This window comes from Rhizobium sp. LEGMi-198b, assembly GCF_054114205.1.
The window spans coordinates 113227-137325 of record NZ_JBSYVH010000004.1; the positions used below are offsets into that span (position 1 = coordinate 113227).

The 24099-nt window shown below is 61.3% G+C and carries 24 protein-coding genes; 8 read left to right on the forward strand and 16 right to left on the reverse strand.

Translation table 11 applies throughout. The features are described from left to right. Positions 1-4: 4 nt before the first annotated feature. A complete protein-coding gene (locus tag ACXHXG_RS17040) occupies positions 5-211 on the forward strand; it encodes a DUF1737 domain-containing protein (protein WP_104825280.1) in 207 nt (68 codons plus the stop codon). Between the two features lie 19 nt (positions 212-230). On the opposite strand, the gene ACXHXG_RS17045 is transcribed toward ACXHXG_RS17040, so the two are convergent. Further along, on the reverse strand, positions 231-668 hold the full coding sequence (locus ACXHXG_RS17045) for a metallopeptidase family protein (protein ID WP_104824893.1): 438 nt from the start codon (positions 666-668) through the stop codon (positions 231-233). A gap of 163 nt (positions 669-831) precedes the next feature. Between ACXHXG_RS17045 and ACXHXG_RS17050 the strand changes: the two genes are divergently transcribed. The 5 genes from ACXHXG_RS17050 (at position 832) to bfr (ending at position 7565) form a co-directional block, all read left to right on the forward strand. Further along, positions 832-1800 (forward strand): ImuA family protein, encoded by a 969-nt coding sequence (locus tag ACXHXG_RS17050; RefSeq protein ID WP_457900072.1) that lies wholly within the window; start codon positions 832-834, stop codon positions 1798-1800. A gap of 40 nt (positions 1801-1840) precedes the next feature. Then, the gene (locus ACXHXG_RS17055) at positions 1841-3268 is read left to right on the forward strand and encodes a Y-family DNA polymerase (RefSeq protein WP_457900281.1); all 1428 of its coding nucleotides are present in this window, start codon (positions 1841-1843) and stop codon (positions 3266-3268) included. Then, positions 3265-6660, forward strand: coding sequence for an error-prone DNA polymerase (locus ACXHXG_RS17060; protein ID WP_457900073.1), 3396 nt, complete (start codon positions 3265-3267; stop codon positions 6658-6660). Before ACXHXG_RS17055 ends, ACXHXG_RS17060 begins: the two co-directional genes overlap by 4 nt. Before the next feature lie 142 nt (positions 6661-6802). Further along, positions 6803-7114 (forward strand): (2Fe-2S)-binding protein, encoded by a 312-nt coding sequence (locus ACXHXG_RS17065; protein WP_104824890.1) that lies wholly within the window; start codon positions 6803-6805, stop codon positions 7112-7114. Then, complete coding sequence (bfr, locus tag ACXHXG_RS17070) at positions 7080-7565, forward strand: bacterioferritin (RefSeq protein WP_028753752.1); 486 nt, start codon at positions 7080-7082, stop codon at positions 7563-7565. Before ACXHXG_RS17065 ends, bfr begins: the two co-directional genes overlap by 35 nt. 45 nt (positions 7566-7610) lie before the next feature. Here the strand turns inward: bfr and ACXHXG_RS17075 are convergent, their stop codons facing one another. The 6 genes from ACXHXG_RS17075 to rsfS form a co-directional block, all read right to left on the reverse strand. Beyond that, positions 7611-8150 carry an RNA pyrophosphohydrolase gene (locus ACXHXG_RS17075; protein ID WP_457900074.1) on the reverse strand — a complete coding sequence of 180 codons (540 nt, stop codon included), beginning with the start codon at positions 8148-8150 and terminating at the stop codon, positions 7611-7613. Positions 8151-8167: 17 nt separating this feature from the next. Next, positions 8168-9355, reverse strand: coding sequence for a divergent polysaccharide deacetylase family protein (locus ACXHXG_RS17080; RefSeq protein WP_457900075.1), 1188 nt, complete (start codon positions 9353-9355; stop codon positions 8168-8170). Positions 9356-9575: 220 nt separating this feature from the next. Beyond that, positions 9576-10904, reverse strand: coding sequence for a S41 family peptidase (locus tag ACXHXG_RS17085; RefSeq protein ID WP_104824886.1), 1329 nt, complete (start codon positions 10902-10904; stop codon positions 9576-9578). Beyond that, positions 10894-12363, reverse strand: a complete 1470-nt coding sequence (locus tag ACXHXG_RS17090) for a murein hydrolase activator EnvC family protein (protein ID WP_457900076.1) — start codon at positions 12361-12363, stop codon at positions 10894-10896. The genes ACXHXG_RS17085 and ACXHXG_RS17090 overlap by 11 nt, the downstream gene beginning before the upstream one ends. A gap of 181 nt (positions 12364-12544) precedes the next feature. Continuing rightward, complete coding sequence (rlmH, locus tag ACXHXG_RS17095; protein WP_104824884.1) at positions 12545-13027, reverse strand: 23S rRNA (pseudouridine(1915)-N(3))-methyltransferase RlmH; 483 nt, start codon at positions 13025-13027, stop codon at positions 12545-12547. A gap of 116 nt (positions 13028-13143) precedes the next feature. Continuing rightward, the gene (gene rsfS, locus ACXHXG_RS17100; protein WP_104825279.1) at positions 13144-13590 is read right to left on the reverse strand and encodes a ribosome silencing factor; all 447 of its coding nucleotides are present in this window, start codon (positions 13588-13590) and stop codon (positions 13144-13146) included. 252 nt (positions 13591-13842) lie between these two features. Between rsfS and ACXHXG_RS17105 the strand changes: the two genes are divergently transcribed. Beyond that, entirely contained in the window at positions 13843-14235 is a 393-nt protein-coding gene (locus ACXHXG_RS17105) for a winged helix-turn-helix domain-containing protein (RefSeq protein WP_457900077.1), read from the forward strand. A gap of 6 nt (positions 14236-14241) precedes the next feature. Here the strand turns inward: ACXHXG_RS17105 and modC are convergent, their stop codons facing one another. From modC to obgE, 7 genes are all read right to left on the reverse strand, one after another. Next, a complete protein-coding gene (gene modC / locus ACXHXG_RS17110; protein ID WP_457900078.1) occupies positions 14242-15315 on the reverse strand; it encodes a molybdenum ABC transporter ATP-binding protein in 1074 nt (357 codons plus the stop codon). Next, positions 15312-16013 carry a molybdate ABC transporter permease subunit gene (gene modB, locus ACXHXG_RS17115; protein WP_457900079.1) on the reverse strand — a complete coding sequence of 234 codons (702 nt, stop codon included), beginning with the start codon at positions 16011-16013 and terminating at the stop codon, positions 15312-15314. Before modB ends, modC begins: the two co-directional genes overlap by 4 nt. 88 nt (positions 16014-16101) lie before the next feature. Continuing rightward, on the reverse strand, positions 16102-16899 hold the full coding sequence (modA, locus tag ACXHXG_RS17120; protein WP_457900080.1) for a molybdate ABC transporter substrate-binding protein: 798 nt from the start codon (positions 16897-16899) through the stop codon (positions 16102-16104). Between the two features lie 576 nt (positions 16900-17475). Beyond that, positions 17476-18057, reverse strand: coding sequence for a nicotinate-nucleotide adenylyltransferase (locus ACXHXG_RS17125; protein ID WP_245464001.1), 582 nt, complete (start codon positions 18055-18057; stop codon positions 17476-17478). Between the two features lie 37 nt (positions 18058-18094). Continuing rightward, positions 18095-19378: a glutamate-5-semialdehyde dehydrogenase gene (locus ACXHXG_RS17130; RefSeq protein ID WP_283048157.1), complete on the reverse strand. Its 1284-nt coding sequence runs from the start codon at positions 19376-19378 to the stop codon at positions 18095-18097. Next, on the reverse strand, positions 19371-20540 hold the full coding sequence (gene proB, locus ACXHXG_RS17135; RefSeq protein ID WP_283048155.1) for a glutamate 5-kinase: 1170 nt from the start codon (positions 20538-20540) through the stop codon (positions 19371-19373). The genes ACXHXG_RS17130 and proB overlap by 8 nt, the downstream gene beginning before the upstream one ends. Further along, positions 20537-21631: a GTPase ObgE gene (obgE, locus tag ACXHXG_RS17140; protein ID WP_260303240.1), complete on the reverse strand. Its 1095-nt coding sequence runs from the start codon at positions 21629-21631 to the stop codon at positions 20537-20539. The genes proB and obgE overlap by 4 nt, the downstream gene beginning before the upstream one ends. A gap of 180 nt (positions 21632-21811) precedes the next feature. Here obgE and ACXHXG_RS17145 point away from each other — a divergent pair, with 180 nt between their 5' ends. Then, positions 21812-22663, forward strand: a complete 852-nt coding sequence (locus ACXHXG_RS17145; RefSeq protein ID WP_457900081.1) for an endonuclease/exonuclease/phosphatase family protein — start codon at positions 21812-21814, stop codon at positions 22661-22663. Between the two features lie 145 nt (positions 22664-22808). On the opposite strand, the gene ACXHXG_RS17150 is transcribed toward ACXHXG_RS17145, so the two are convergent. Beyond that, entirely contained in the window at positions 22809-23396 is a 588-nt protein-coding gene (locus ACXHXG_RS17150; RefSeq protein ID WP_457900082.1) for a GNAT family N-acetyltransferase, read from the reverse strand. After that, on the reverse strand, positions 23393-24028 hold the full coding sequence (locus tag ACXHXG_RS17155) for a GNAT family N-acetyltransferase (RefSeq protein WP_104824875.1): 636 nt from the start codon (positions 24026-24028) through the stop codon (positions 23393-23395). Before ACXHXG_RS17155 ends, ACXHXG_RS17150 begins: the two co-directional genes overlap by 4 nt. Positions 24029-24099 lie beyond the last annotated feature (71 nt).

Here is a 24099-nt window from a genome sequence, read left to right on the forward strand (position 1 = left end):
CTTGATGAAACTCTACCGCTTCCTCACCGGCCCTGACGACGCTTCCTTCTGCCATAAGGTGACCGCGGCGCTGAACAAAGGCTGGGAACTGTCGGGCTCGCCGACCTATGCCTTCAATGCAGCGACCGGCCTGATGCAATGCGGCCAAGCGGTCGTCAAGGACGTCGAAGGCAAGGATTACGATCCGGAAATGAAGCTTTCCGAGCAGTAAGCATAGCAGGATCGGTTCCTCACCGGTCCGTCGCTTCTTCGGCGCTCGCCTCGATGCGCTCCATGTCCTCGTCGCTCAGGCCGAAATGGTGGCCGATTTCGTGGATCAGGACGTGGGTGATGATGTCGCCGAGGGTTTCCTCGTTTTCCGCCCAGTAATCGATGATCGGCCGGCGATAGAGGCGGATCTTGTTCGGCATTTCCCCGGTTTGGGCGGTGAAACGCTCCGATATGCCGCGGCCTTCGAACAGGCCGAGCAGGTCGAAGGGCGTTTCCAGCGCCATGTCCTCGAACACGTCGTCGTCGGGGAAATCTTCGATGAGGATGATGAGATTGCCGGTGAGCGAACGGAATTCGTCCGGCAGGTGGCTGTAAGCCTCCGTGGCCAGGGATTCGAATGTGCTGATCGAGGGGGCATGGCGGTCCCGCCAATCCTCGCTCTGGTCAATGCGGGCCATGAATGCTTCCTTCCTTAGCTGGTCATATAGAGCCTTTGTTTCGGTTTTTCGAGAGTGGATTGAGGCAGAGGAATATTTTCTCATAAAATGGTGTTGACTCTTCTTCCGACCTCTGGAATCCATAAGAACATAACAGGAACATAATTGATCTGGAGCTAACGTCATGGCCGAGGCCGCCGTGGCGCGGGAGACGCTTTTTGCCCTGCGTGAAACCATTGCCCGACTGGAAGGCAGGCCGATACCGGCGCTGGCTGCCGTGGCGCATGAGGCACGGGCAGCAGAGCCGGAGGTTGGTTCAGCCGATGCCGTCCAGCCGCTTGCGATAGGGGTTGCCGATCTCGACGAGGCGATGCAGGGCGGCGTGCCGCTCGATGCGCTGACGGAGATCCGCTCACTGGCCTTGCGGGATGCCGGAGCGGCCAGCGGTTTCACGCTTGCTCTCGCTGCACGGCTTAGAGCTCTCGCTGCGCGGCCTGGGGGGCAAGCCGCCGGCAAAACTGCGGCCGTATCGCCGGTTCTGTGGATCGGCGATACGGTCGCGGCGATGGAGGCCGGCCTGCCCTATGCGATCGGGCTTCGGGATTTCGGATTGGAGCCGGCCGGTTTTCTGCAGGCATCGCCGCGCAAGCTGGAAGAGGCGCTATGGCTGGCGGAGGCGGCTCTCGTCAGTGCGGCCTTTGCGGTCGTCATTCTGGAGGTACGCGGCAATCCGGCCCGTTTCGGGCTGACGGAGAGCCGGCGGCTTGCGCTTCGGGCCAAGGCAGCGGGGCGGCCCTTGTTTCTGTTGCGTCAAGCGGGCGAGGAGGAGGCGAGCAGTGCTCTCTTCCGTCTCGCCGTCGAACCCGCGCCGGCCCTGGCGCGGCCCCTGCCGGACGGATCGCTGCTTGGCGGCAGCATCGGTCATCCGGCCTTTCGTCTCACCCTGGAAAAGAGCCGCAACCCGGCGCCCTTTCCCATAACCCTGGAGTGGAATGCCCATGACCGCCAGTTTGCCCCTGTCCTCGACACTCAGCGCCCTGCCTTTCCCGGCGAATACGCAGCGCATTCTGGCGCTGACCTTTCCGCATCTGCCGACCGACCGGATCGCCCGCAAGCGATGGGGTCTGTCCTGGCGTTCGACCGGTCGGCTTGAGGCGCCACCACTCGCCTGTGCCGGCAAGCTGAACAATGCCATGCGGCTCACCGCGCTCAATGAAAGGGCCGAGACGATCGGCCTCAAGCTTGCACAGGGCGTCGCCGAGGCGAAGGCGATCTGTCCCGCCCTTGACGTCGTCGAAGAGAATCCGTCCGCGGACCGCAAATTGCTGGAGGCGATCGCCGATTGGTGCGATCGCTATACGCCGCTGGTGGCGATCGACGGCAAGGACGGGCTTTTCCTCGATATTACCGGCTGTGCCCATCTCTTCGGCGGCGAAGAAGCGCTGCTCGAGGATATTCTGATCCGGATTTCCCGGCTTGGTCTCGATGTCCGTGGCGCCATCTCCTCTGCGCCGGGTCTGTCCTGGGCGGTGGCCCGCTTCGACGAGAGCCGTGTCGTTCCTCCGGAAGCCATGGAAGAGGCGCTGGCGCCACTGCCGGTCGCCTCGCTCAGGCTTGGCGAGGAAACAGTCGCCGCATTGCAGAAGCTGGGGTTGAAGCAGGTGGGCGACCTCCTGGCTGCGCCGCGGGCGCCGCTGACCCGGCGTTTCGGCGCGCAACTCCTGTTGCGGCTCGATCAGGCCGTCGGCCTGAACGAGGAGCCGATCTCGCCGCGCCGGCCGGTCGCGCAGTTATCAGCCGAGCGGCGGCTTGCCGAACCGGTACAGGCGGAGGCCGATATCCTGCAGCTTGCCCAACAGCTTGCCGAAACCCTGAAACCGGGGCTGGAGGCCCGCGGTGTCGGCGGCCGTTCGTTCGAGCTTTTACTGTTCCGGGTCGACGGCATGGTGTTCCGCATCGCCGCCGGGGCGTCGCAACCGCTGCGGGAGCCGAGCCGGATCGCCAACCTGTTCACGGAGCGCTTCACTGCCATTCATGACGATCTCGATGTGGGATATGGCTTCGAAATCGTCCGCCTCAATGTCCTGGAACATGCGTCTTTCGACGCGGCGCAAGACGATTTCATCGAAGAGGGCCGGCAGGATGGCTCGCTCGCCGCCTTCGCCGACCGGGTCGCGGCACGGCTGGGGCCGGACTGCCTGCAGGGCTTCGAGCTGCAGGAAAGCCATATTCCCGAACGGGCCGTTCGATCGATACCTGCCGTAGAAATCCTTGCGGCCCACAGACGGACAGGAAGCGAGCATGCCGGTCATGGCTTCTTCCGCGGGGAACGCCCGCTCCGGCTATTTCGCATGCCCGAGCCGATCGAAACCTTTGCCACCGAAGTGCCTGACGGTCCGCCCCGGCAATTCCGTTGGCGGCGGATCACGCATAAAGTCCTGCGGGCCGAAGGACCGGAGCGGCTTGCGGCGGAGTGGTGGGTCGACGAGGAGGAAACCCCGGCCCGCGATTATTTCCGCATCGAGGATGAGGCCGGTCATCGTTTCTGGCTGTTTCGCAAGGGTCTCTATGGTCAGGGTGCAACAAGGCCGAGCTGGTACATGCATGGAATCTTCCCATGAGTGCCCCTGCCCCAACTCTCGAAACCGTGCCCTTTTTCGAGATCGGGGCACGATCGAATTTCTCCTTTCTCGAAGGAGCTTCGCATCCGGAAGAAATGGTTCTGGCCGCAAAGATCGCCGGCCTCAGCGGCCTCGGCATCGCTGACCGGAACAGCGTCGCCGGCGTGGTCAGGGCGCATGTCATCGCCAAGCAGCATCGCTATCGCTTCCAGCCCGGCGCCCGCCTGATCTTTTCGGACGAGACGCCCGACATCCTCGCCTTCCCGCAGAATCGCAAGGGTTGGGCGCATCTCTGTCGGCTGTTGAGCGCCGGCAATCTCAGGGCCGAGAAAGGGGAATGCGAGCTTCACGAGGCCGACCTCTTGGAATGGGGCGACGAGATGATGCTGGCGCTCGTGCCGGATGCTGCGAGCGTGGAGACGCAGGAGGGACAGGCGAAACTGGAAGGGTGCCTGGCGCGGCTGTGGATGCGCTTCGGCAGGAAGCTCCATATGGCGCTGTCGCCCGCCTATGACGGGCGCGATCACCTGTTCTTCGCGACACTCTCCATCCTCGCGCTCAGAAACGGGGTGCGCTTGATCGCCACCAATCAGCCGCTTTATCACGCGAGCGAGCGCAAACCGCTTGCCGATATCGTCGTTTCGATCCGTGAGCATGTGTCGATCGCCGAGGCCGGCTTCAGGCTCGCGGCCAATGCCGAACGCTGTTTGAAGGGCGGGGCGGAAATGGCACGGCTTTTTAAAAACTACCCGAAAGCCATCGCCAATACGCAAAAGTTTTTTAGCCGGCTGTCTTTCTCGCTGGATGAGCTGAAGCACAATTATCCCGACGAAAGTGTTCCGGGCGAGACTGTCTCGGAAACGCTGGAGCGACTGACGCGGGCGGGCGCCAAATGGCGCTATCCTAATGGTATTCCACCCAAGGTCGCCAAGCAGATCGACTACGAGCTCGATCTGATCAAGCAGAGGCAGTACGAGCCCTATTTCCTGACGGTGCATCGCATCATGGAACATGCTCGCAGCGAAAATATCCTGTGCCAGGGCCGCGGCTCCGCTGCCAATTCCACGGTCTGCTATTGCCTTCGAATTACCGAGGTCAATCCGGAGATCACGACGCTTTTGTTCGAGCGCTTCATTTCGACGGAACGGGAAGAGCCGCCGGATATCGATGTCGATTTCGAGCACGAGAAGCGCGAAGACGTTATTCAGTATATCTACAAACATTACAAAAAGGAGCATGCCGGGCTGACGGCGGCAGTCACCAGCTATCGGGCGCGCTCGGCTGGCCGCGAGGTGGCGAAGGCCTTCGGCCTGTCGGAGGATGTGCAATCGGCTCTGGCGAGCGGTGTCTGGGGCTGGTCGACAGAAGAATTATCCGAACGCGAGGCAAGGATTGCCGGCCTCGACCTCAGGGATCGGACGACGCAGCGCGTTCTGTCCTATGCTTCGACGCTGATGGGATTTCCCCGGCATCTGACCCAACATGTCGGCGGCTTCGTCATCACCAGGGATCGGTTGGACGAAGTCGTGCCGATCATGCATACGGCGATGGACGACCGCTACATGATCGAGTGGAACAAGGACGACCTCGATTCGCTCGATATTCTCAAGATCGACGTCCTGGCGCTGGGGATGTTGACCTGCCTTGCCAAGGCCTTCGATCTGCTGCTCCTCCACTATGATGTGAAGAAGACGCTCGCCGATCTTGGCAATGCCAATCATCCGGATGGCGAGCCGGTCTATGACATGATCTGCCGCGCCGATACGATCGGCGTCTTCCAGATTGAGAGCCGGGCGCAAATGAGCATGCTGCCAAGGCTGAGGCCTCGTAGATTCTACGATCTCGTCATTGAAGTGGCGATCGTCCGGCCTGGACCGATCCAGGGCAACATGGTGCATCCCTATCTCAAGCGGCGGGAGGCAGATCGGGCAGGAAAGGAACTCGACTACCCGAGCCCGGAGCTGAAGGAGGTTCTGAAGCGAACGCTGGGAGTCCCCCTCTTTCAGGAACAGGCAATGCAAATCGCCATTACGGCAGCGGGGTTTACACCTGCGGAGGCTGACAAGTTGCGCCGGGCGATGGCGACCTTCAAACGAACGGGGACCATCCACACTTTCGAGAAGAAGATGATCGAAGGCATGGCTGAAAGGGGGTACGAGCGGGAATTCGCCAAAAACTGTTTCGAGCAGATCAAGGGCTTCGGCGAATATGGCTTTCCCGAAAGCCACGCGGCTTCCTTCGCCCTCCTCGTCTACGCCTCCTCCTGGCTTAAGGCCTATTATCCCGATGTCTTTTGTGCGGCGATCCTGAATGCCCAGCCCATGGGTTTCTATGCGCCGGCGCAGCTCGTGCGCGATGCGCGTGAGCATGGCGTCGAGATGCGGCCGGTGGATGTCAATCATTCCAGTTGGGATTGCCTGCTGGAGAGGGCGCGCTTCGATCAGGACGCCGTCGAGCCGCGTCATGCGTCGATGCGCGCACTGATCAAGACGCAATGCGCCGTCCGCCTCGGTTTCCGGCAGGTCAAGGGCCTGTCGGATAAGGAGATGGAACAGCTCGTCGAGCGTCGTGGCGCTGGTTACAGTTCCGTGCGCGATCTCTGGCTGCGCTCCGGTCTTGCCAAAGCGCAGATCGAACGCCTCGCGGATGCGGATGCCTTCCGCTCCATCGGTTTGAGCCGTCGCGAGGCGCTTTGGGCCGTGCGGGCGCTCGATGTCGGCAGCGCTGCGGAAAAGCTACCTCTCTTCGATCTTGCCGACCGCACCGACCTGCAAATCGAGCCGGTGGTGTCCCTGCCGGAAATGCTGCCTGGCGAGCAGGTGATCGAGGATTATCGCTATCTTTCGCTGTCGCTGAAGGCGCATCCGGTGTCTTTCCTGCGGGCGGATTTCGCCCAACTGGGCATCGTGCAGAACAGGGATTTGCCCAATGTTCCTAATGGCAGGATGGTGACGATTGCCGGGTTGGTGCTGGTGCGACAGCGGCCGGGCTCGGCGAAGGGCGTGATCTTCATGACGCTGGAGGACGAAACCGGCGTTTCCAATGCGATCGTCTGGCCGAAGATGTTCGAGAAATACCGCGCCATCGTCATGGGCGCCCGGCTGGTCAAGGTCCGCGGCCGTCTGCAGAGCGAAAGCGGCGTCATCCATGTGGTGGTCGACTATATCGAGGATATGACTCCGGCGCTCGGGATCCTGCAACGCGAGGCCAGACGGTTCGGCATCAACGATCGGGCGGATGAGGCCCTGCGTCCGACCATGGACCTCCGGCAAAAGAAGCGGCTTGCCGAAACGAGCCGCTCGGTGGGAGAGGCTGCCGAGATAGCGGCAGATGGCCGCAGCAATGCGGCCGAGACGGCAAGCGTCATGCCGCGAGGCCGTAACTTCCATTGATGCGCAGGACATTGTGCTTCACGCCGAAGTGACCCTGTCCGGCTCGCCCGATGAAAAATGAATCGAATTTTTCTTGACAAAGATCGTCTTCTTTCGCAGATAACAAGACAGCAGATGTCATGTTTGACGGGCTGAGCGAAGAATGCTGGTTTGCAGTTGTAATTACATCACCGACAAGGAAATCCGGGAGGTCATCATCGAGCTCCTCGATCAGGATTGTTGGCAGCTCATCGTCCCCGCCAAGGTCTATCACGCCATGTCGAAGCGCGGCCGTTGCTGCGGCTGCTTCCCGAATGTCGTCGACATCATTATACAGACGACCGAGGACTATCATGCCCGCCGCCACTCGACGGAGGCGGAAATATTTGATTTCATGTCCCGCTTGAAAAAGTTCCATGAAGAAAACAGGAGAGCGGACATTGAAAGGCGACAAAAAAGTCATCGAGCGGCTTAACGAGGCCCTATTTCTCGAACTCGGTGCAGTCAATCAATATTGGGTTCATTACCGGCTTCTGGAAGATTGGGGCTATACCAAGCTTGCCAAGAAGGAGCGTGCGGAATCCATCGAAGAGATGCACCACGCCGATCGTCTCGTTGCTCGCATCATCTTCCTCGAAGGGCATCCGAACCTGCAGACGCTGGCGCCACTGCGCATCGGCCAGAATGTCAAGGAAGTGCTGGAGGCCGATCTCGCCGGCGAATATGACGCCCGCACCGCCTACAAGAAGTCGCGCGATATCTGTCACGACGCCGGTGACTATGTCTCGATGAAGCTGTTCGAAGAGCTGCTGGCGGATGAGGAAGGTCATATCGACTTCCTCGAAACCCAGATCGACCTGCTCGAAAAGATCGGCGAAGCCAAATACGGCCAGCTTAACGCCGATTCCGCTGATTCTGCTGAATAGTTAGTATCGATTTCCCGGCCGCCCTTTCAGGCGGCCGGAATGCGCTCAGTCTTCCGCCTTCAACCCAGCCAAATTCTGGAATTCGGCGACGACCTGCTCGTAGACGGACCGTTTGAAGGCGACGATCAGACTGGGCAGCTCCGCCATCGGCTTCCAATCCCAGGCCTCGAATTCCGGTTCATGGCCGCCCGGCGGCGGATTGATGGCGATTTCGCTTTCGTCGCCGTCGAAGCGGAAGGCGAACCAGCGCTGGGTCTGGCCGCGGAATTTTCCCTTGAGGCCGATGCCGATCAATTGCGGCGGCAGATCGTAGTTGATCCAGTCCTTCGCTTCGGCGAGCAGCGTCACAGTCTTCATGCCGGTCTCTTCGTAGAGCTCGCGATAGGCCGCTTCCAGCGGGTCCTCGCCTTCGTCGATGCCGCCCTGCGGCATCTGCCAGAGATGCGGCGAGCCGTCATATTCGGAATTGCCGTCCGGAATGCGCTTGCCGGCCCAGACCAGCCCTTCGCGATTGAGCACCATGATGCCGACGCAGGGGCGATAAGGCAGGTCTTCAGCTCTGATGGGGACGTGGCTCTTGCTCATGGTAATCCTCTAAGCCTTCAGGGATGTTTGGGGTCGTCGGCAAGCGCCGAGACGGCGACGATCTCGATGCCGCGCATGGCGGCCTCCTCGCTCCATTTGCTGATGGCGTCGACGCTCTCGTCGAAAGCGGACGCAACGCCGATAGCCGAGCCATTACGGCGGGCGATGCGCTCCAGCTCGTCGAGCTTCTTCAGGATGGCATCCTGCTTCAATTCTCCGTCGAGCTGCACATCCGCAAATGCATGCGGCACCTCAAGCGCCTTGGCAACCGTACCGGATTTGGACTGTGCCGAGGAGCCGTCGTCGAGGAACAACAGACCGCGCTTGCCGATATCACGCATGACCGGTTCCATGGCATCGGCATTCGACAGGAATCGTCCGCCGAGATAGTTCATCACGCCGGTATAGTTGGTGATTTCGGCCAAAGCCTTGTGCAGGTCTTCGATGTTCTTGGCCGCGGGCTGCGAGGTCAAAAGCGTATCGGGTCCGGGATTGTTGCCTGGGTAATCGAATGGCTCGAAAGGCACCTGGATCAGGATTTCATGGCCGCCACGCCGCGCCTCCTGCATCCAGCGCTGCAGGCTGTTGCCGCTGGCGGCAAAGGCGAGCGTGATCTCCTCGGGTAGCTTCTCGATGGCGCGCTGCGTACCAGTCTGGCTGAGGCCGAGGCCGCTGACGACGATGGCGACGCGCGTGCCGCGGGCGCCGGACCAGGGCCGCGCATATTGGTCCATCGGTCTCAATCCGCTCGGCGCGATAATCGGCAGCTTGCCGAAAGGCGAATCCTCCAGCAGGCTGTCGTTCGGCGTTGCCGCCATGCGTGGATCCTGCCCGACCTGATTGGCATTGATCAGCACCGGGCCGTCGCCGTCGCGCGTGTTCGGGCTAAACATGGTCACGACCGAACCGTCGCTGGTGACGATGCGGTGCGTATCGGCGCCGGATTGCGGATCGACCTGCTTCAAGCCTGTCGTTTGATCGGCCGTGGCCGGCTTGCCACTGGCCTGTGGCGATGGCGACGCCTTTTCGGCGGTCTCGACCGGGGGAGTCTTCTGCAAATGGTCACGCAGCAGTGCCGAATAGAGGGAAAAACTGGCGATCGCGATCAGACAGAAGCCGGCAAGAATGCGCCCGAAGGGCGGACGCCGCCGCTTGCGGCCAGAGCCGCGGTTCTGGCCCAGCGGTGCATGCAAATCCGTTCCCAAAGTCCGTATCCACCCCAAAATGGGAAAATGTCCGCCCCCGTGCATTCCAGTTTCATGCAGCCATCAAAGCAGGGAGACGCTGCAGATTCAAAACACCCAAGCAGATCCAAATGGATTTCGAATAAGACATGCTTATTCAAATAGTTAGAGCGAGATGAGATCAATCACCTCGCTCTGGATATGAAAGCGCCGGGTCTGTTTCCAGCCCGGCGCTGTTTCCTTATTTGGAGGAAACCGCCTTTTCCGGGTTCGGCGGGAAGGACGGGTCGGTCTTTGCGCCGCGCAACAGGTCAAGCGCGTAGTTGAGCTGAACGTCGTCCTTCGGATCCGGCGGCACGTAGGCGGCCGAGCCGGAGCCCTGGTCGGTTTCGCTCTGGCCCTTGATGTGGCCCGGCAGGCTGGATTCGCCTTCCGTCACCAGCTTGCCCTTCAGATCGTCCGGCAGCGGCTCGTCGACCTTGACGTCGGGCGTAATACCGGTGCCCTGGATCGAACGGCCCGACGGCGTGTAATAAAGCGCCGTCGTCAGACGCAGCGCGCCGTTGCCATCGCCAAGCGGGATGATCGTCTGCACGGAGCCCTTGCCGAAGGACTGGGTGCCGAGGACGGTGGCGCGGCGTAGATCCTGCAGAGCGCCGGCAACGATTTCCGATGCCGAAGCAGAACCGCCATTGATGAGCACGATGATCGGCTTGCCGTCGGTCAGGTCGCCCGGGCCCGCGTTGAAGCGGCGGGTTTCGTCCGGATTGCGGCCGCGGGTCGAGACGACTTCGCCACGCTCCAGCACATCGTCGGCAACGTTGATCGCCTGGTCGAGCAGACCGCCCGGATTGAGGCGCAGGTCGAGGACATAGCCCTTCAGCTTGTCGGCCGGGATATCCTTCTTGATCTTGGCGATCGCGGCTTCCAGGTCCGGCGTGGTCTTTTCGGTGAAGGAGATGATGCGGAGATAACCGACATCGCCGCCTTCTTCGCGCGACTTGACGGCGGCAACGGCGATCACGTCACGGATGATGGTGAGTTCGATCGGCTTGTCGGCGCCCTTGCGCATCAGCGTCAGCTTGATCGGCGTCTTGACGGCGCCGCGCATCTTCTCAACAGCGTCTTCCAGCTTGAGGCCGCGGACCGACTGGCCGTCGATGGCGGTGATATAGTCGCCGGCGAGAACACCGGCCTTGGCGGCGGGCGTGTCGTCGATCGGGGTGATGACCTTGACGAGGTCATTGTCCATGGTCACTTCGATGCCGAGACCGCCGAATTCACCCTTGGTCTGGGTGCGCATGTCGTCGGCGTCCTTGGCATTCATGTAGCTCGAATGCGGGTCCAGCGAGGACAGCATGCCGTTGATGGCGGCTTCGATCAGCTTGTCTTCCTGGGGCGGCGTTACGTATTGCGCGCGCACACGTTCAAAGACATCGCCGAAAATCGACAATTCCTTGTACGTGGAAGCGCCCGCGGCTTCCGCCGGCGCTACCGCCGTGTAGATGACGCTCATCGCGGTCGCACCCATCAATGCGCCAACGAGAACAAGAGAAGCCCTACGTATCATTGCGTGCCTTTCCAGTGTCTTTGGAGGTCCACCAAGGCCGAGAATCGACCGGCTTCCCATCTTTTCGAAATTCAATGTAAAGCGTTGGTCGATCCGTTTCCAGCGCCAATGCAGTCGCGCTCGCGACTCTTTTTTGGCCCATTACAGCGAGCGGCTCGCCAGCGAAGACAAATTTGCCGAGACGCGTCTTGATCGCGTCCATTCCCGACAGCACCATATGATAACCGTCGCCGGTATCCAGAATAACCATCTGGCCATAGCTGCGAAATGCGCCGGCGTAAACGACAGTCCCATCGGCAGGAGCGGTGACGAGCGCGTCGGCGCCGGTTGCGACGGTCAGGCCCATCGCGGTATGTCCCGTACCGTCATCGTCGCCGAACTGGCGGAGAATATCACCCGCCACAGGCAGCTCCAATTTCCGTTTAAGGTCGGAAAACGGATATGCGGGCGCAATGCGGTTTTTATCGGGCACGCCGCTTTCGGCCAGTGCCCTCGCCTGTTCGCGCTGCTGATCGGTCATCTGCTCCCGGCGGGCCTCTTCCGCCCGGGCCGCGGCGGCGGCATCGCGCACCGAGCCGATCTGGCTTTCCAGCGATGCGACGAGGCCCTCGAGACTGGTCGCCTGACCCGCCAATTCCTCGGAACGCTTGCGTTCGGCGTCCAGTTCGGCGGCATTCTCATGGCTGTGCTTGTCGTTTTCGGCGACCAGCATGTCCATGCGTCGTTCCTCCTCCAGACTGTTGGTCATGGTGGCGGTGAGATCGGCCTTTTCTGCCGCGGTGGCGGCATGCAGTTTGGTGAGATCGGTAAGGTCGGCGATGAGCTTGTCCGTCTCCTTGCGCATGCCGGGAACGACGGCGCCGAGCAGGATGGCGCTGCGCACGGAAGCCAGCGCATCGTCGGGCGTTACCAGCAGCGCCGGCGGCGGGTTGCGGCCCATGCGTTCCAGCGCGCCCAGAACTTCGGCCAACAGCGCACGTCGCTCATGCAATGATTTGCGGATCTTGTCTTCCTTGACTGCGAGATCGGTCAGCTTCCTTTCGCTCTGCTCTATCTTGCGGTCCATATCCCTTCGGCGGGCCGCGCTGTCGATCAGCGCCTGGCGCAGGCTGGCCGTGCTCTTGTCGAGCGAGGCGATGCTGTCTTCCAGGGCTTTCGTCTTGTCGGAGGAAAGGCTGATCGTCTTTGACAATTCCTCCAGCTCGGCGCGGGTTTGATCGCGCTTCTTGGCAAGATCGGCGGCAGGGTCCGGCGCCTGCGTCGAGGATGCGGTCGAGGTGACGCCGGGCTGGTCGTCCTTGGTTTGCGTGGGGGTCTGCGCGGGCGAGGCGCCGTCATCTTCCTGCGCCAGGGCCATATCCCGGAACTGAAACGGGCTTTCCACATAGACACCGACGCCAAGACACACCGCCAGTGAGGGCAGCAGCAAGCGGGAAAGCGTGGGTGGGGTTTTTCTCATCCAGTCGTTTGGGCTCGGCCCCTTCAGATCGCGCGAAATTAAACCGGTTTGCCGCGATTATCCAGGAAGCATCATCAATTTTGCGGCGGGAATCAAAACACGCCTGTGTGAGCGTTCCGTTAACGCAAAATAGCCGAAAGCCAAACTGTTTTCGAGCAATTCGATCCGGGGCAGCGGAATCTCAAACCCGATGGTAGGGGTGACCGGAGAGGATCGTGACGGCGCGGTAGAGCTGTTCGGCGATGAGAATGCGCACAAGCTGATGCGGCCAGGTCATCTTGCCCAGGCAGATGGTTGCGTCGGCTCTCTCGTAAAGGGAGGGGTCGAGACCGTCGGCGCCGCCGATGGCGATCGTGAGATCGCGCTTGCCCTGGTCGCGGAACGTGCCAAGCAAAGCGGCGAAGGCTTCGCTGTCCAGCGCCTTGCCGCGCTCGTCGAGCAGAATAAGAACGCCGCCGTCCGGATGCGCTTTCTGCAACAGGACCGCTTCTTCACGCTTGCGCGTCTCGCCGTTGGATGCGCGGCTTTCGGCGACTTCCGTCATGCGCGCCAATTCGAGGCCGATTGCTGGACCAGCCTTGGCGAAACGGTCGAGATAACGGGCCGCAAGATCCTTTTCAGGGCCGGTTTTCAACCGTCCCACGGCAAAAAGGCCTATCCGCATTCCCGCTCCCAAGCATATCCGCCATCATGGCGGCACAAAACATAGACCGTTGCCGGACAATCATGTCCGGCTATTCAAACCTACTAACCGGGACCGGGAATAATGCCCGGAATAGGTCAGTGCAGCGTGCCCTCGTCGAGATCGGGCGCGGCCCACATCTTTTCGATGTTATAGAACTCGCGAATCTCGGGGCGGAACACGTGAATGATGATGTCACCCGTGTCGATCAGCACCCAGTCGCCGCCTTCCAGGCCTTCGACGCGGGCATTGCCCAGGCCTTCTTCCTTGAGGTCGGTGATCAGATGGTCGGCGATCGCCAGGACATGCCGGTTCGAGCGTCCGGAGACGACGACCATGTAGTCTCCAAGCGCGGACTTGCCAGCAATGTTGATGGTGACGATATTTTCGGCCTTGGAGTCCTCGAGGCTTACGAGGACGGCTTGCAGGGCGCGGGCAGCGGCATCGACGCCACGTTCCGGGCTCTTCGGGACAACGACAGGCGTTCTTCCCTTGGCGTGTACTGTTGTCAGTGCTCTTCCTTCCTTGAGTAACAGAACAGGCACATGATCTGAGTCGATCACACCTTAAAGATAGGCACCAAAGCATTAAGGTTTCAAGACGCTGGTTGTCATCTATTGGACGTAAAGACAAGCTTTTGTGGTATTTCCCGCCTCTTTCGCACCATATGTGGGCAATTCGGCCGGGGTAACGCAAGGTGAGGTGAGCCCCGTCCTCCGATCTCGGCCGCCCGCTTCCCATGTACAGGCGCGCGAAGGACGCGTATACACAAGATCAGATCGAAACGCTCCGACGCCATGACCAAAGCTCCACAACAATCCCTGAAACCCATTCTCCGCATCAGTTTTTCGGGGCAGGGCCGGCTTGGGCGCGGAAAGATGGAACTCCTTGAACATATTCGCGAAACCGGTTCGATCTCGGCCGCCGGTCGGGCCATGGACATGTCCTATCGCCGTGCCTGGCTGCTGATCAGCGAATTGAACCATATGTTCCAGGAGCCGGCCGTCGAATCCCAACGCGGCGGCCCGAACGGCGGCGGCGCGGCATTGACGCCCTTCGGCGAGGAATTGCTGCGGCGGTTCCGCGGCATGGAGAGTTCGGTGCGGGCCGCCATTGCCGGTGATCTCGAATGGCTGGAGGCCAATCGCAACCCTGACGACGCCGTCCCAGAGCCGCAGGTGGAGTCCTGATCGCCCTTAGGATTCGAGCGCCACGGTCTTGATGACCGCGTGGATGGGCAGTCCGATGCGCAGACCCAGCCGTTCGGAGGAAAACTGCGTGATGCGGGCAAGGACCGTGTCGCCACCGCAATCCACTTTCACTTCCACGGTGCCATCGGCCGCCGTGCCGAGGGCAAGCACCCGCCCTTCAAGGATATTGAGGGCGCTGAGACCTTCGGGCCGCGCCGTTGCCAGCATGACGTCGCGGGCTGGGATGTGAACGCGGACGGTCTTGCCAATTCCAGCCGCCTCCCCGGGTACGAAGAGCTTTGCAGCTTTCAGCGCCACGATGGTCAGGCGGTGCTCGCGGTCGATATGCTCCACACGGCCCTCGAGCAGAACGCCGGCTTCGCGGCGGTCGATCGCCTGCGGGCCGGAAAGCTGGCTAAAGATTTCGACTGCCGGTCCCGTTGCCTCCACCTTGCCGTCGCGTAGGACGACGACGCGGTTGGCTAGTCGAGCCACCTCGGCGATCGAGTGGCTGACATAGATGATGGGCACTTTCGTCTCGTCGCGGAGCCGTTCGAGATAAGGCAGGATCTCGGCTTTGCGGGCCTCGTCGAGTGCGGCCAGCGGTTCGTCCATCAAGAGCAGCCGCGGTGACGACAGCAGGGCGCGGCCGATGGCGACGCGTTGTTTCTCGCCGCCGGAGAGTTTGGCCGGTCGTCGATCGAGAAGGGCTGCGATGCCGAGGAGATCAACGACGCCATCGAAGCTTTCGCTATGGCCGCTTTTCGGCGCGAACCAGCGGCCGTAATTCAGGTTCTGCTGCACGGAGAGATGCGGAAACAGCCGCGCCTCCTGGAAGACGTAGCCGAAACGGCGGCGGTGGCGCGGAACGAAGACTTGGGCGTCGGTGTCTGCGAGCACCGTGCCATCGAGGTCGACGCGGCCATGATCGGGTTGGATCAGGCCGGCGATGATGCGGATGATCGAGGTCTTGCCCGAGCCGGAGCGGCCGAACAGGGCCGTGACGCCGCCGTCGGAGGTGAAGGCGGCTTCAAGCGAGAATGCGCCCAATCGATGGCGGATATCGACGGTCAGCGTCATTCCCAATCCACCCTCTTGCCGGCGAGATAGGCGAGGAATTCAGAGGCGAGCAGTGCCACCATGGAAATGATAATCGCGACGATCGTCAACCGCAGCGCGCCGGCATCACCACCTGGCACCTGCGTAAAGGTGTAGATCGCCGACGACAACGTCTGCGTTTCGCCGGGAATGTTGGAGACGAAGGTGATGGTGGCGCCGAACTCGCCCATGGCCTTGGCGAAGGAAAGGATCATGCCGGCGATGATGCCGGGCAGGATCAGCGGCAAGGTCACCGTGAGGAATATCCAGAGCGGGCTGGCGCCAAGCGTTCCGGCGGCCTCTTCCAATTTGCGATCGACCGCTTCGATCGACAGGCGGATGCTTCTGACCATCAGCGGAAAGCCCATCACGCCGCAGGCAAGCGCCGCACCGGTCCAGCGGAAGGAGAAGACGATACCGAGATATTGATCGAGCAAAGCGCCGATGGGGCCTTTGCGGCCGAAGAGGATGAGGAGGATGAAGCCGGTAACGACGGGCGGCAGGATCAGCGGCAGGTGGATGATGCCGTTGAGGATCGATTTGCCCCAGAATTTACCACGCGCCAACAACATCGCGGCGGCAATGCCGAAGGGCAGGCTCACCAGCATGGCGACGGTCGAGACGCGCAGGCTCAGCTCGATCGCCGTCCATTCGTCGCTGCTCAAACCCAATGCGTCCAAGTTCGGCCTCGCAAAGACATGTCAGGCCCGCCATCAGCCGGCGAGCCTGTAAAGACGAGCTTTTTTGCCTACGGTCGAGCGATGACGCTCACTTCTTGAGAACCGTGAAGCCTTCGTGCTCGAAGAACGGAACAGCCTTAGCCGATTTCAGATAATCGACATAGGCCTGTGTATCAGGGTTGGTGCTGCTGGCCGTGATCGCGATCGGATAGATGATCGGCGGATGGCTGTCTTCCGGAAAGGTGCCGACCACGGCAACGCCCGGATCGGCGGAAACGTCGGTCTTGTAGACGATGCCATAGGGCGCTTCGCCGCGTGAAACGAGCGCAAGCGCGGCGCGCACGCTTTCAGCGCCGGCGACCTTCTTCTCGACGGAAGACCAGATGCCGAGCTTTTCCAGCGCTGCTTTGCCGTATTTGCCCGCTGGCACCGATTCCGGCTGGCCGATCGCTAGGCGTCCGTCGCCGAGAAGGCCGGCAAGGTCCATGCCCTGCTTGACGTCGACGGATTTGGCCTTGTCCTTGGCGGAGACGAGAACGATCTGATTGCCCAGCAGGTTGACGCGGCTGTCGTCCTTGATCAACTTTTTCTTGGCGGCATAGTCCATCCAGTCGGTATCGGCGGAAATGAAGACATCGGCCGGCGCCCCGTTTTCGAGCTGCTTGGCCAGCGGTCCGCTTGCCGCATAGGAGACGGTGACTTGCTTGCCGGTTTCCTTGGTAAAGGCAGCGTCGATATTATCCAGGGCGTTTTTCATGCTGGCGGCGGCAAAGACGGTGATCTTGTCGGCGGCGAATGCCGGCGTCGGAATGACCGACACGCCGAGCCAGGCGGCGGAAAGGGCGGCGGTTGCAAGCTTGATCCATTGGCGGCGGCGCGTGGCCATTCTATTTCTCCTGGAAGATATCGACATATCTGGACAGATATAACGGCCGACGATGCTTGGCTAGGGGATATGTTCCAGAAAATATAGCGTTACGGCGGAGCGTTACTCTACGAATTTTATAGGGATTTGCCCCCGGGGCGCATACAAGAACGCCCTGCCATTGCATAAATGCATGGCTGAATACGCCCAAAAGGATGGCGAACGCTCACGGGATGAGACGTAACGTTACGAATCGTGCGATTTTAGGGAGATTTTGGAGAAGGTCGCGCCGGAAGCCGCGACGCAATTAGCTCAGATCATGTAAAAGAAGCGTTTTTTGGGCAGATTGTTTTCGGAGCCACGATGAAAATGCATTGCTGCATTGCGCTATCAGCGTTTTATCATTTGGTCAAATCTGCTAAAACATAATCATCGAAACGGCGATCTCCTCCTCCCAAAGCCTTTCGATATCGATCAGCAACACTCCTCCTCCCAGTTGCTGATCAGGTTTGAAAGCCCGACGGATCTCCTCCCCCGTCGGGCTTTTTCATTTTGGAGGTTTTCCTGAAAATCAGACTCGTTATCGCGCCGAGGCCGTCATTGTGCTGCGCGCAAGGCGGTTGAGCTCAATGTCGAGCGCCGACCGTGAATGAAGGTCCAGGCCGGAGCCGGTTTTTTCCACAATACCCGTGCGTCATCCTCGTCGACGCGCGCATAGTGAAACGTCTTGGCCATCTTCGCGGAGAGGTAGGATAGGGTCGATCCCGGCCGGTCGATGACGGCGATCGGAAAGGTGCGGGCTATCTCCTGCCATTTCTGCCAGCGGTGAAACGTGTTGAGGCTATCCGCACCCATGACCCAGATGAAATGAACATGGGTATTGCGCGCCTTGACGTAGGCGAGCGTATTGGCCGTGTAGCTCATGCCGAGCGTCTGCTCGAAAGCCGTCACCTTGACGCGCGGGTCATGCGTGACCGCCTCGCTGAGCGCGATGCGCTCGGCAAGCGGCGCCAGATGATTGCGGTTCTTCAGCGGATTGCCCGGCGTCACCATCCACCAGAGTTGGTCGAGGCCAAGCCGCCGGATGGCGATTTCAGCCACCAGCGCATGGCCCTGATGCGGCGGATTGAAGGAACCGCCGAAAAGACCGACTACCATGCCGCGTTCGGCATGCGGCATGCGCAGATAGCGGTAATCGATCTCTTCTTTCAGCACGTCAGGGCCGTATCTGTCCGGTGCCGCGCACACGATATTTGAAAGAGGTAAGCTGCTCGACGCCAACGGGCCCACGCGCATGCATCTTGCCCGTGGCGATGCCGATCTCCGCGCCCATGCCGAACTCGCCGCCATCGGCAAATTGCGTCGAAGCATTGTGCAGCAGGATCGCCGAATCGATTTCGGTGAAGAAGCGCTCGACCACGGCGGGATCCTCGGCGATGACGGCTTCGGTATGGTTGGACGAATATTTGCCGATATGGCCAATCGCGCCGGAAATACCGTCGACAATGGCGACGGAAATAATGGCGGCCAGATATTCGGTCGACCAATCCTCTTCCGTCGCGGCTTTCAATCCCGGCACAAGCTTGAGCACCTCGGCAGAACCGCGGATTTCGCAGCCTGCCGCGGCAAGCCCGTCGAGCAGCGGCTTCAGATGGGTGGACGCCACCTTCGAATCGACCAGCAGCGTTTCAGCCGCGCCGCAGATGCCCGTGCGGCGCATCTTGGCGTTGACGACGATGGATTTCGCCATCTCCAGATCGGCCGAGGCATCGATATAGATGTGGCAGAGGCCTTCGAGATGGGCGAAGACCGGCACGCGCGCTTCGGTCTGCACCCGGGCGACGAGGCTCTTGCCGCCGCGCGGCACGATGACGTCGATATTGCCTTCGAGGCCACGCAACATGGCGCCGACGGCGGCACGGTCGCTCACGGGCACGAGCTGAATGGCGTGCTCGGGCAGGCCGGCTGCCTTCAGCCCCTCGACCAGGCATTCATTGATCGCCTGAGAGGACCGGCGCGAATCGCTGCCGCAGCGCAAGATTACGGCATTGCCGGCCTTCAGGCACAGCGCGCCGGCATCGGCGGTGACGTTCGGCCGGCTTTCGAAGATGACGCCGATGACGCCGAGCGGCGTGCGCACGCGTTCGATCTTCAGCCCGTTCGGACGATCCCAGGCGGCAATGACTTCGCCTACCGGATCGGCCAAGGCGGCGATGGCGCGAATGCCTTCGGCCATCTCGGCGACGCGCTTGTCGTTCAGCGTCAGGCGATCGACGAAGGAGGCCAGCATATCCGTGCCTTCGACGTCTTTCAGGTCCTTGGCGTTCTCGGCAAGGATATGATCCTTGCGGGCAAGAATGGCATCGGCCATGGCGCTCAATGCCTTGTTCTTGCTCTCGGTCGAAGCGAATGCCAGAGGTCGCGACGCAGCCCGGGCCTTGCGGCCGATATCGTTCATCAGCGCATCGATGTCGGGGCTTTGTGCGACAGTATCAAGCATGAGCTTCATCCTTCTTCAATTTCTCGGCCTTCGTCTTGACGGACGCGGTCATGACGAGGTCGTCACGATGCACCATGGCGGCGCGGCCGGGATAGCCGAGGATCGCCTCGATCTCCGCCGACTTGCGGCCGGTGATCTGGCGGGCTTCCTCGGCATCGTAACCGACAAGGCCACGGGCGATTTCCCGGCCCGAGGGGCCGATAACGGCCACGGTGTCGCCGCGGCCGAAATTACCGACAATGCTGCGCACGCCGGCAGGCAGAAGGCTCTTGCCGGCGCCGAGCGCGGTGACGGCGCCCTCGTCGACATGCAGCTCACCGGCGGGCTGCAATTGCCCGGCAATCCAGGTCTTGCGGGCGGTGACGGGCGTGCCCGAAGGCGCGAACCAGGAGGAGCGCGCACCGTTTTCGATGGCGTTCAGCGGCCGGTCGGTCTTGCCCGAGGCGATGATCATGGCGCAGCCGGCGCCCGTGGCGATTTTGCCGGCATCGATCTTGGTGCGCATGCCGCCGCGCGACAGTTCGGAGGCCGCGCCGCCGGCCATGGCTTCGATTTCCGGCGTGATCTCGGCGATCGTTTCCAGGAATTTCGCTTGCGGATCGAGATGCGGTGGGGCGGTGTAGAGCCCATCGATGTCAGACAGCAGGATCAGCAGGTCGGCGCCGGTCATGGTGGCGACGCGGGCGGCCAGCCGGTCATTGTCGCCATAGCGGATTTCGCTGGTGGCGACCGTGTCGTTTTCGTTGATGATCGGTACGGCGCCGATCTTCAGGAGCTGATTGATGGTGGCGCGGGCGTTGAGATAGCGGCGGCGCTCTTCGGTATCGCCGAGTGTCAGCAGGATCTGGCCGGCGACGATATCGTCATGCGACAGGCTTTCTGACCAGGCGCGCGCCAGCGAAATCTGGCCGACGGCCGCGGCCGCCTGGCTTTCCTCCAGCTTCAATGCACCGGAGGGCAGGTCGAGCACCGAACGGCCGAGCGCGATAGCGCCGGAGGAGACGACGAGGACATCGGCCCCCTTGGCCTTCAGCCCGGCAATATCGGCGCACATGCCGTCAAGCCAGGTTTTCTTCAGGCCGGCCTTGCGATCGACCAGAAGGGCGGAGCCGATCTTGATGACGATGCGGCGGTAGCGGTCGAGCGGCTTGCGGGCAGTCATCCCTGCTGCTCCTCGTCGTCGTCGCTTTCCTTATCGACAACGGCCATGTCACGATGGCGCAGTTTCGGCGCTTTCGCCGGCTTCTCTTCCTGGGTGCCAGCGTTCGCCTCGACAATCACGTCGCGCAAAGCGCGCAACACCTCGGTCATGCCGCTGCCGGTGATGGCGGAAATGCGGAACGGCGTCTTGCCGCAGGCTCGCGCCAGTTCCCGCGTCTTTTTCTTCAACGTCTCCTCGTCCAGCACGTCGATTTGCGACAGTGCGACGATCTCCGGCTTGTCGGTGATATCGTTGCCATAGGCTTCGAGCTCGTGCTTCACCGTCTTGTAGGCCTTGCCAACCTTTTCTTCCTGGGCGGAGACCAGATGCAGCAGCACGCGGGTGCGCTCGACATGGCCGAGGAAACGGTCACCGATGCCCACACCTTCATGCGCGCCCTCGATCAGGCCGGGAATGTCGGCCAGAATGAATTCCTGGCTATCGATGGTGGCGACGCCGAGATTGGGGTGCAGCGTCGTGAATGGATAGTTGGCGATCTTCGGCCGGGCGCGGCTGACGGCGGCAAGGAAGGTCGACTTGCCCGCATTTGGCAGGCCGACGAGGCCGGCATCGGCGATCAGCTTCAGCCGCAGCCAGATGGTCTTTTCTTCACCGGGCAGGCCGGGATTGGCCCAATCGGGCGCCTGATTGACCGAGGATTTGAAATAGGCGTTGCCGAAGCCGCCATTGCCGCCGGCGGCGAGACGAAAGCGCTGGCCCTCCTGTGTCAGGTCGCAGATCAGGGTTTCCTCGTCTTCTTCGAAAATCTGCGTGCCGACCGGGACCTTCAGCGTCACGTCGTCGCCCTTGGCGCCGGCGCGGTTCTTGCCCATGCCATGCATGCCGATCTTCGCCTTGAAATGCTGCTGATAGCGGAAATCGATCAGCGTATTCAGCCCGTTGACGGCCTCGACCCAGACATCGCCGCCGCGGCCGCCATCGCCACCGTCCGGACCGCCGAACTCGATGAATTTCTCACGCCGGAAGGACACGCTGCCCGCGCCGCCATCACCAGACCGAATATAGACCTTTGCTTCGTCGAGAAATTTCATTTTACTTCCGTCACTCGGTATTGGCGCATAACCCCTTACAACGAATGGAGTCAGGAAAGCCTATGCGCTCTTTTCAATTGTTACCGCGTCCTCTGCATGTCCGCCAGGACAGGCGGCGCGGTCATTTGCCCGTTATGTCGCCTTCGATATAGGCGCTTCAGCCGGAGGTCAAAGATTATCGTGAAGTTGGCAAGCTATAACATCCAGTGCGGCTTCGGCCTCGATGAAAGATATGATCTTGAACGCATCGTCGCAAACCTTGCGGGCGCCGATATCATCGCTTTGCAGGAAGTAACCCGCGGCTTCGTCCGCAACGGCCGTACCGATATGGTCGCCGCGATCGAAGTGTTGCTGCCGGACTATTACTCCATCTATGGAACGGGGCTGGATCTGCTGCCGCCGGGAGCGGGTCCACGCGATCTGCGCTTCCAGTTCGGCAATATGGTGCTGTCGCGCTGGCCGATCCTTGCGACGCGGACGCTGCTTCTGCCGCGCAGCCGCATGCTTTCCAAACTCAATCTGCAGCGCGTCGCCGTCGAAGCGGTGATCGATGCGCCGGGCGGCGCGGTCCGGGTCTATTCCGTGCATCTCGACCACGTCTCTCCGGATGAGCGCATTCGCCAGATCCACTATCTCAAGGATCGTGCGATCAATTTTGTGCGTGATGGCGGTTCGCTGACGGGCGCCGTGGAGATCGACTTCGATGATCCGCCGCTGCCGGAGGATTTTATCCTGATGGGCGATTTCAACATGGTGCCGGAATCGCCGGAATATTGCGCGCTTGCCGGCCTGAAAGACGCCTTCTACGGGCGCATGCCGCGTTTCGATGTGCCGACCGACACGCTCGACGCTGTCGGCGCGCTGAAGCCCGAAGCCTATAGCTGGATGGATCCGAAGGATCGTAACAAGCGCATGCATCTCGACTACTGCTTCATCAGTTGCGGGTTGAGTGACCGTCTGCGCTCGGCCCATGTGGATATCGATGCGGAAGGTTCCGATCATTTTCCGGTCTGGGTCGAAATCGACGGATAGGGCGCCATCGCCGGTGGAGCCGGCGATGGCTGGTTTTTAAAGCGCATTGCAATCTTTCAGATTCGCTCCTTGCGCTTTAGATCTTTGATTTTGCGGATGTCATTATCGCAAAACCGCTGCGCACTTTTGCGCGGCATGCTTGGCCTCACGCCGCCTGCGAGAGCCGCAGCGCGCCCGGCTTCAGCACGGTTTCGATATGCGGAACCATGGTGTTGCGGGCGAAGCTGTAGACCTCGGCGCAGCCGATGATGTCGAAGCCGAGCTTCTGCTGCAGCTTCAACGACGCCGGATTGTCGGCGAAGACGCCGGAGAAAACGGCGACTTCGGGCATGCGGCGGGCGAAGCGCTCGAGGACGGCCGGGACAGCCTCGCTCATGATGCCGCGCCGCCAGTAGTAGCGGTTCAGCCAGTACCCGAGATGCCAGCGGCCATGCCGGAGGTCGATGCCGACGCAGCCGATATGGACGTCGTCCCCCTCGGTGACAGCCAGCATCCAGTCGCTATCGAGGCCGGCGGTGCGCGGGACAAGCCAGTCCAGCGCATCCTGTCGGTCGTATGGCACCGGCACGCGGGCGAGCATGCGAGTGACGGCGAAATCCGACAGGGACTCCGTTATTGCGTCGGCATCGCCGAGCCGGTGCGGGCGCAGCGTCAGCCGCTCCGTCCGGATAACCGGCGTCGGACCGGGCGTCAGGCTCCTGACGTCCCGGCGGGGCAGGATAGCGGCGTTCATCGCATGCCTCCCCAGCTTCTGAGTGACATCCAGGTCTTGCGGTCGAGCCGGTACCATTCGACCGATACCGTGCTGCCGAGCGCCAGCGATGCGGCAAGGCCGGATCCCTGGAACTGGAAGCCGCACTTCTGCACCACCCGCCTGGAGGCGACGTTCATCACCCGGCAACGGGCGTCGATCTGGGCGACATTTTCGCGCGTGCGGAAGACCATGTCGATCAGGGCATGGGCGGCTTCCGTCGTGTAGCCCTGGTTCCAATAGGGCTCGCCCAGCCAATAACCGATCTCAACAGTGCGCGGATCGGCCGTGGGTTCGACCCCGCAGCAACCGAGAAAGGCGCCGTTGTCGGCTTTGGTAATCGCATAGACGCACTTGCCAATCTCGCCAAGCTTCGTGCGTCGCACGAAATCGGCGGCATCATTGGTCGTATACGGGTGCGGCATACGCGATACCATTGTGGCGACGTTGGCGTTGTTGGCGAGATGGGCAAGGGCGTCGATGTCTTCTTCGTGGGGCGCGCGCAGAACGAGCCTTTCCGACAATAAGACAGGGCAATCGGTCCTTAACCGCTCCGGCCTCAGCCGTTCTTCGGGAGACCTCGATTGGCCTTCCCTTAACAATTCGCCTTGCATGGTTCAGTCCTCCTTGGTTGAGGGTAAAGAAAAAGGGGAGATGGCGCCCCATCTCCCCTTTTTTCTTGACT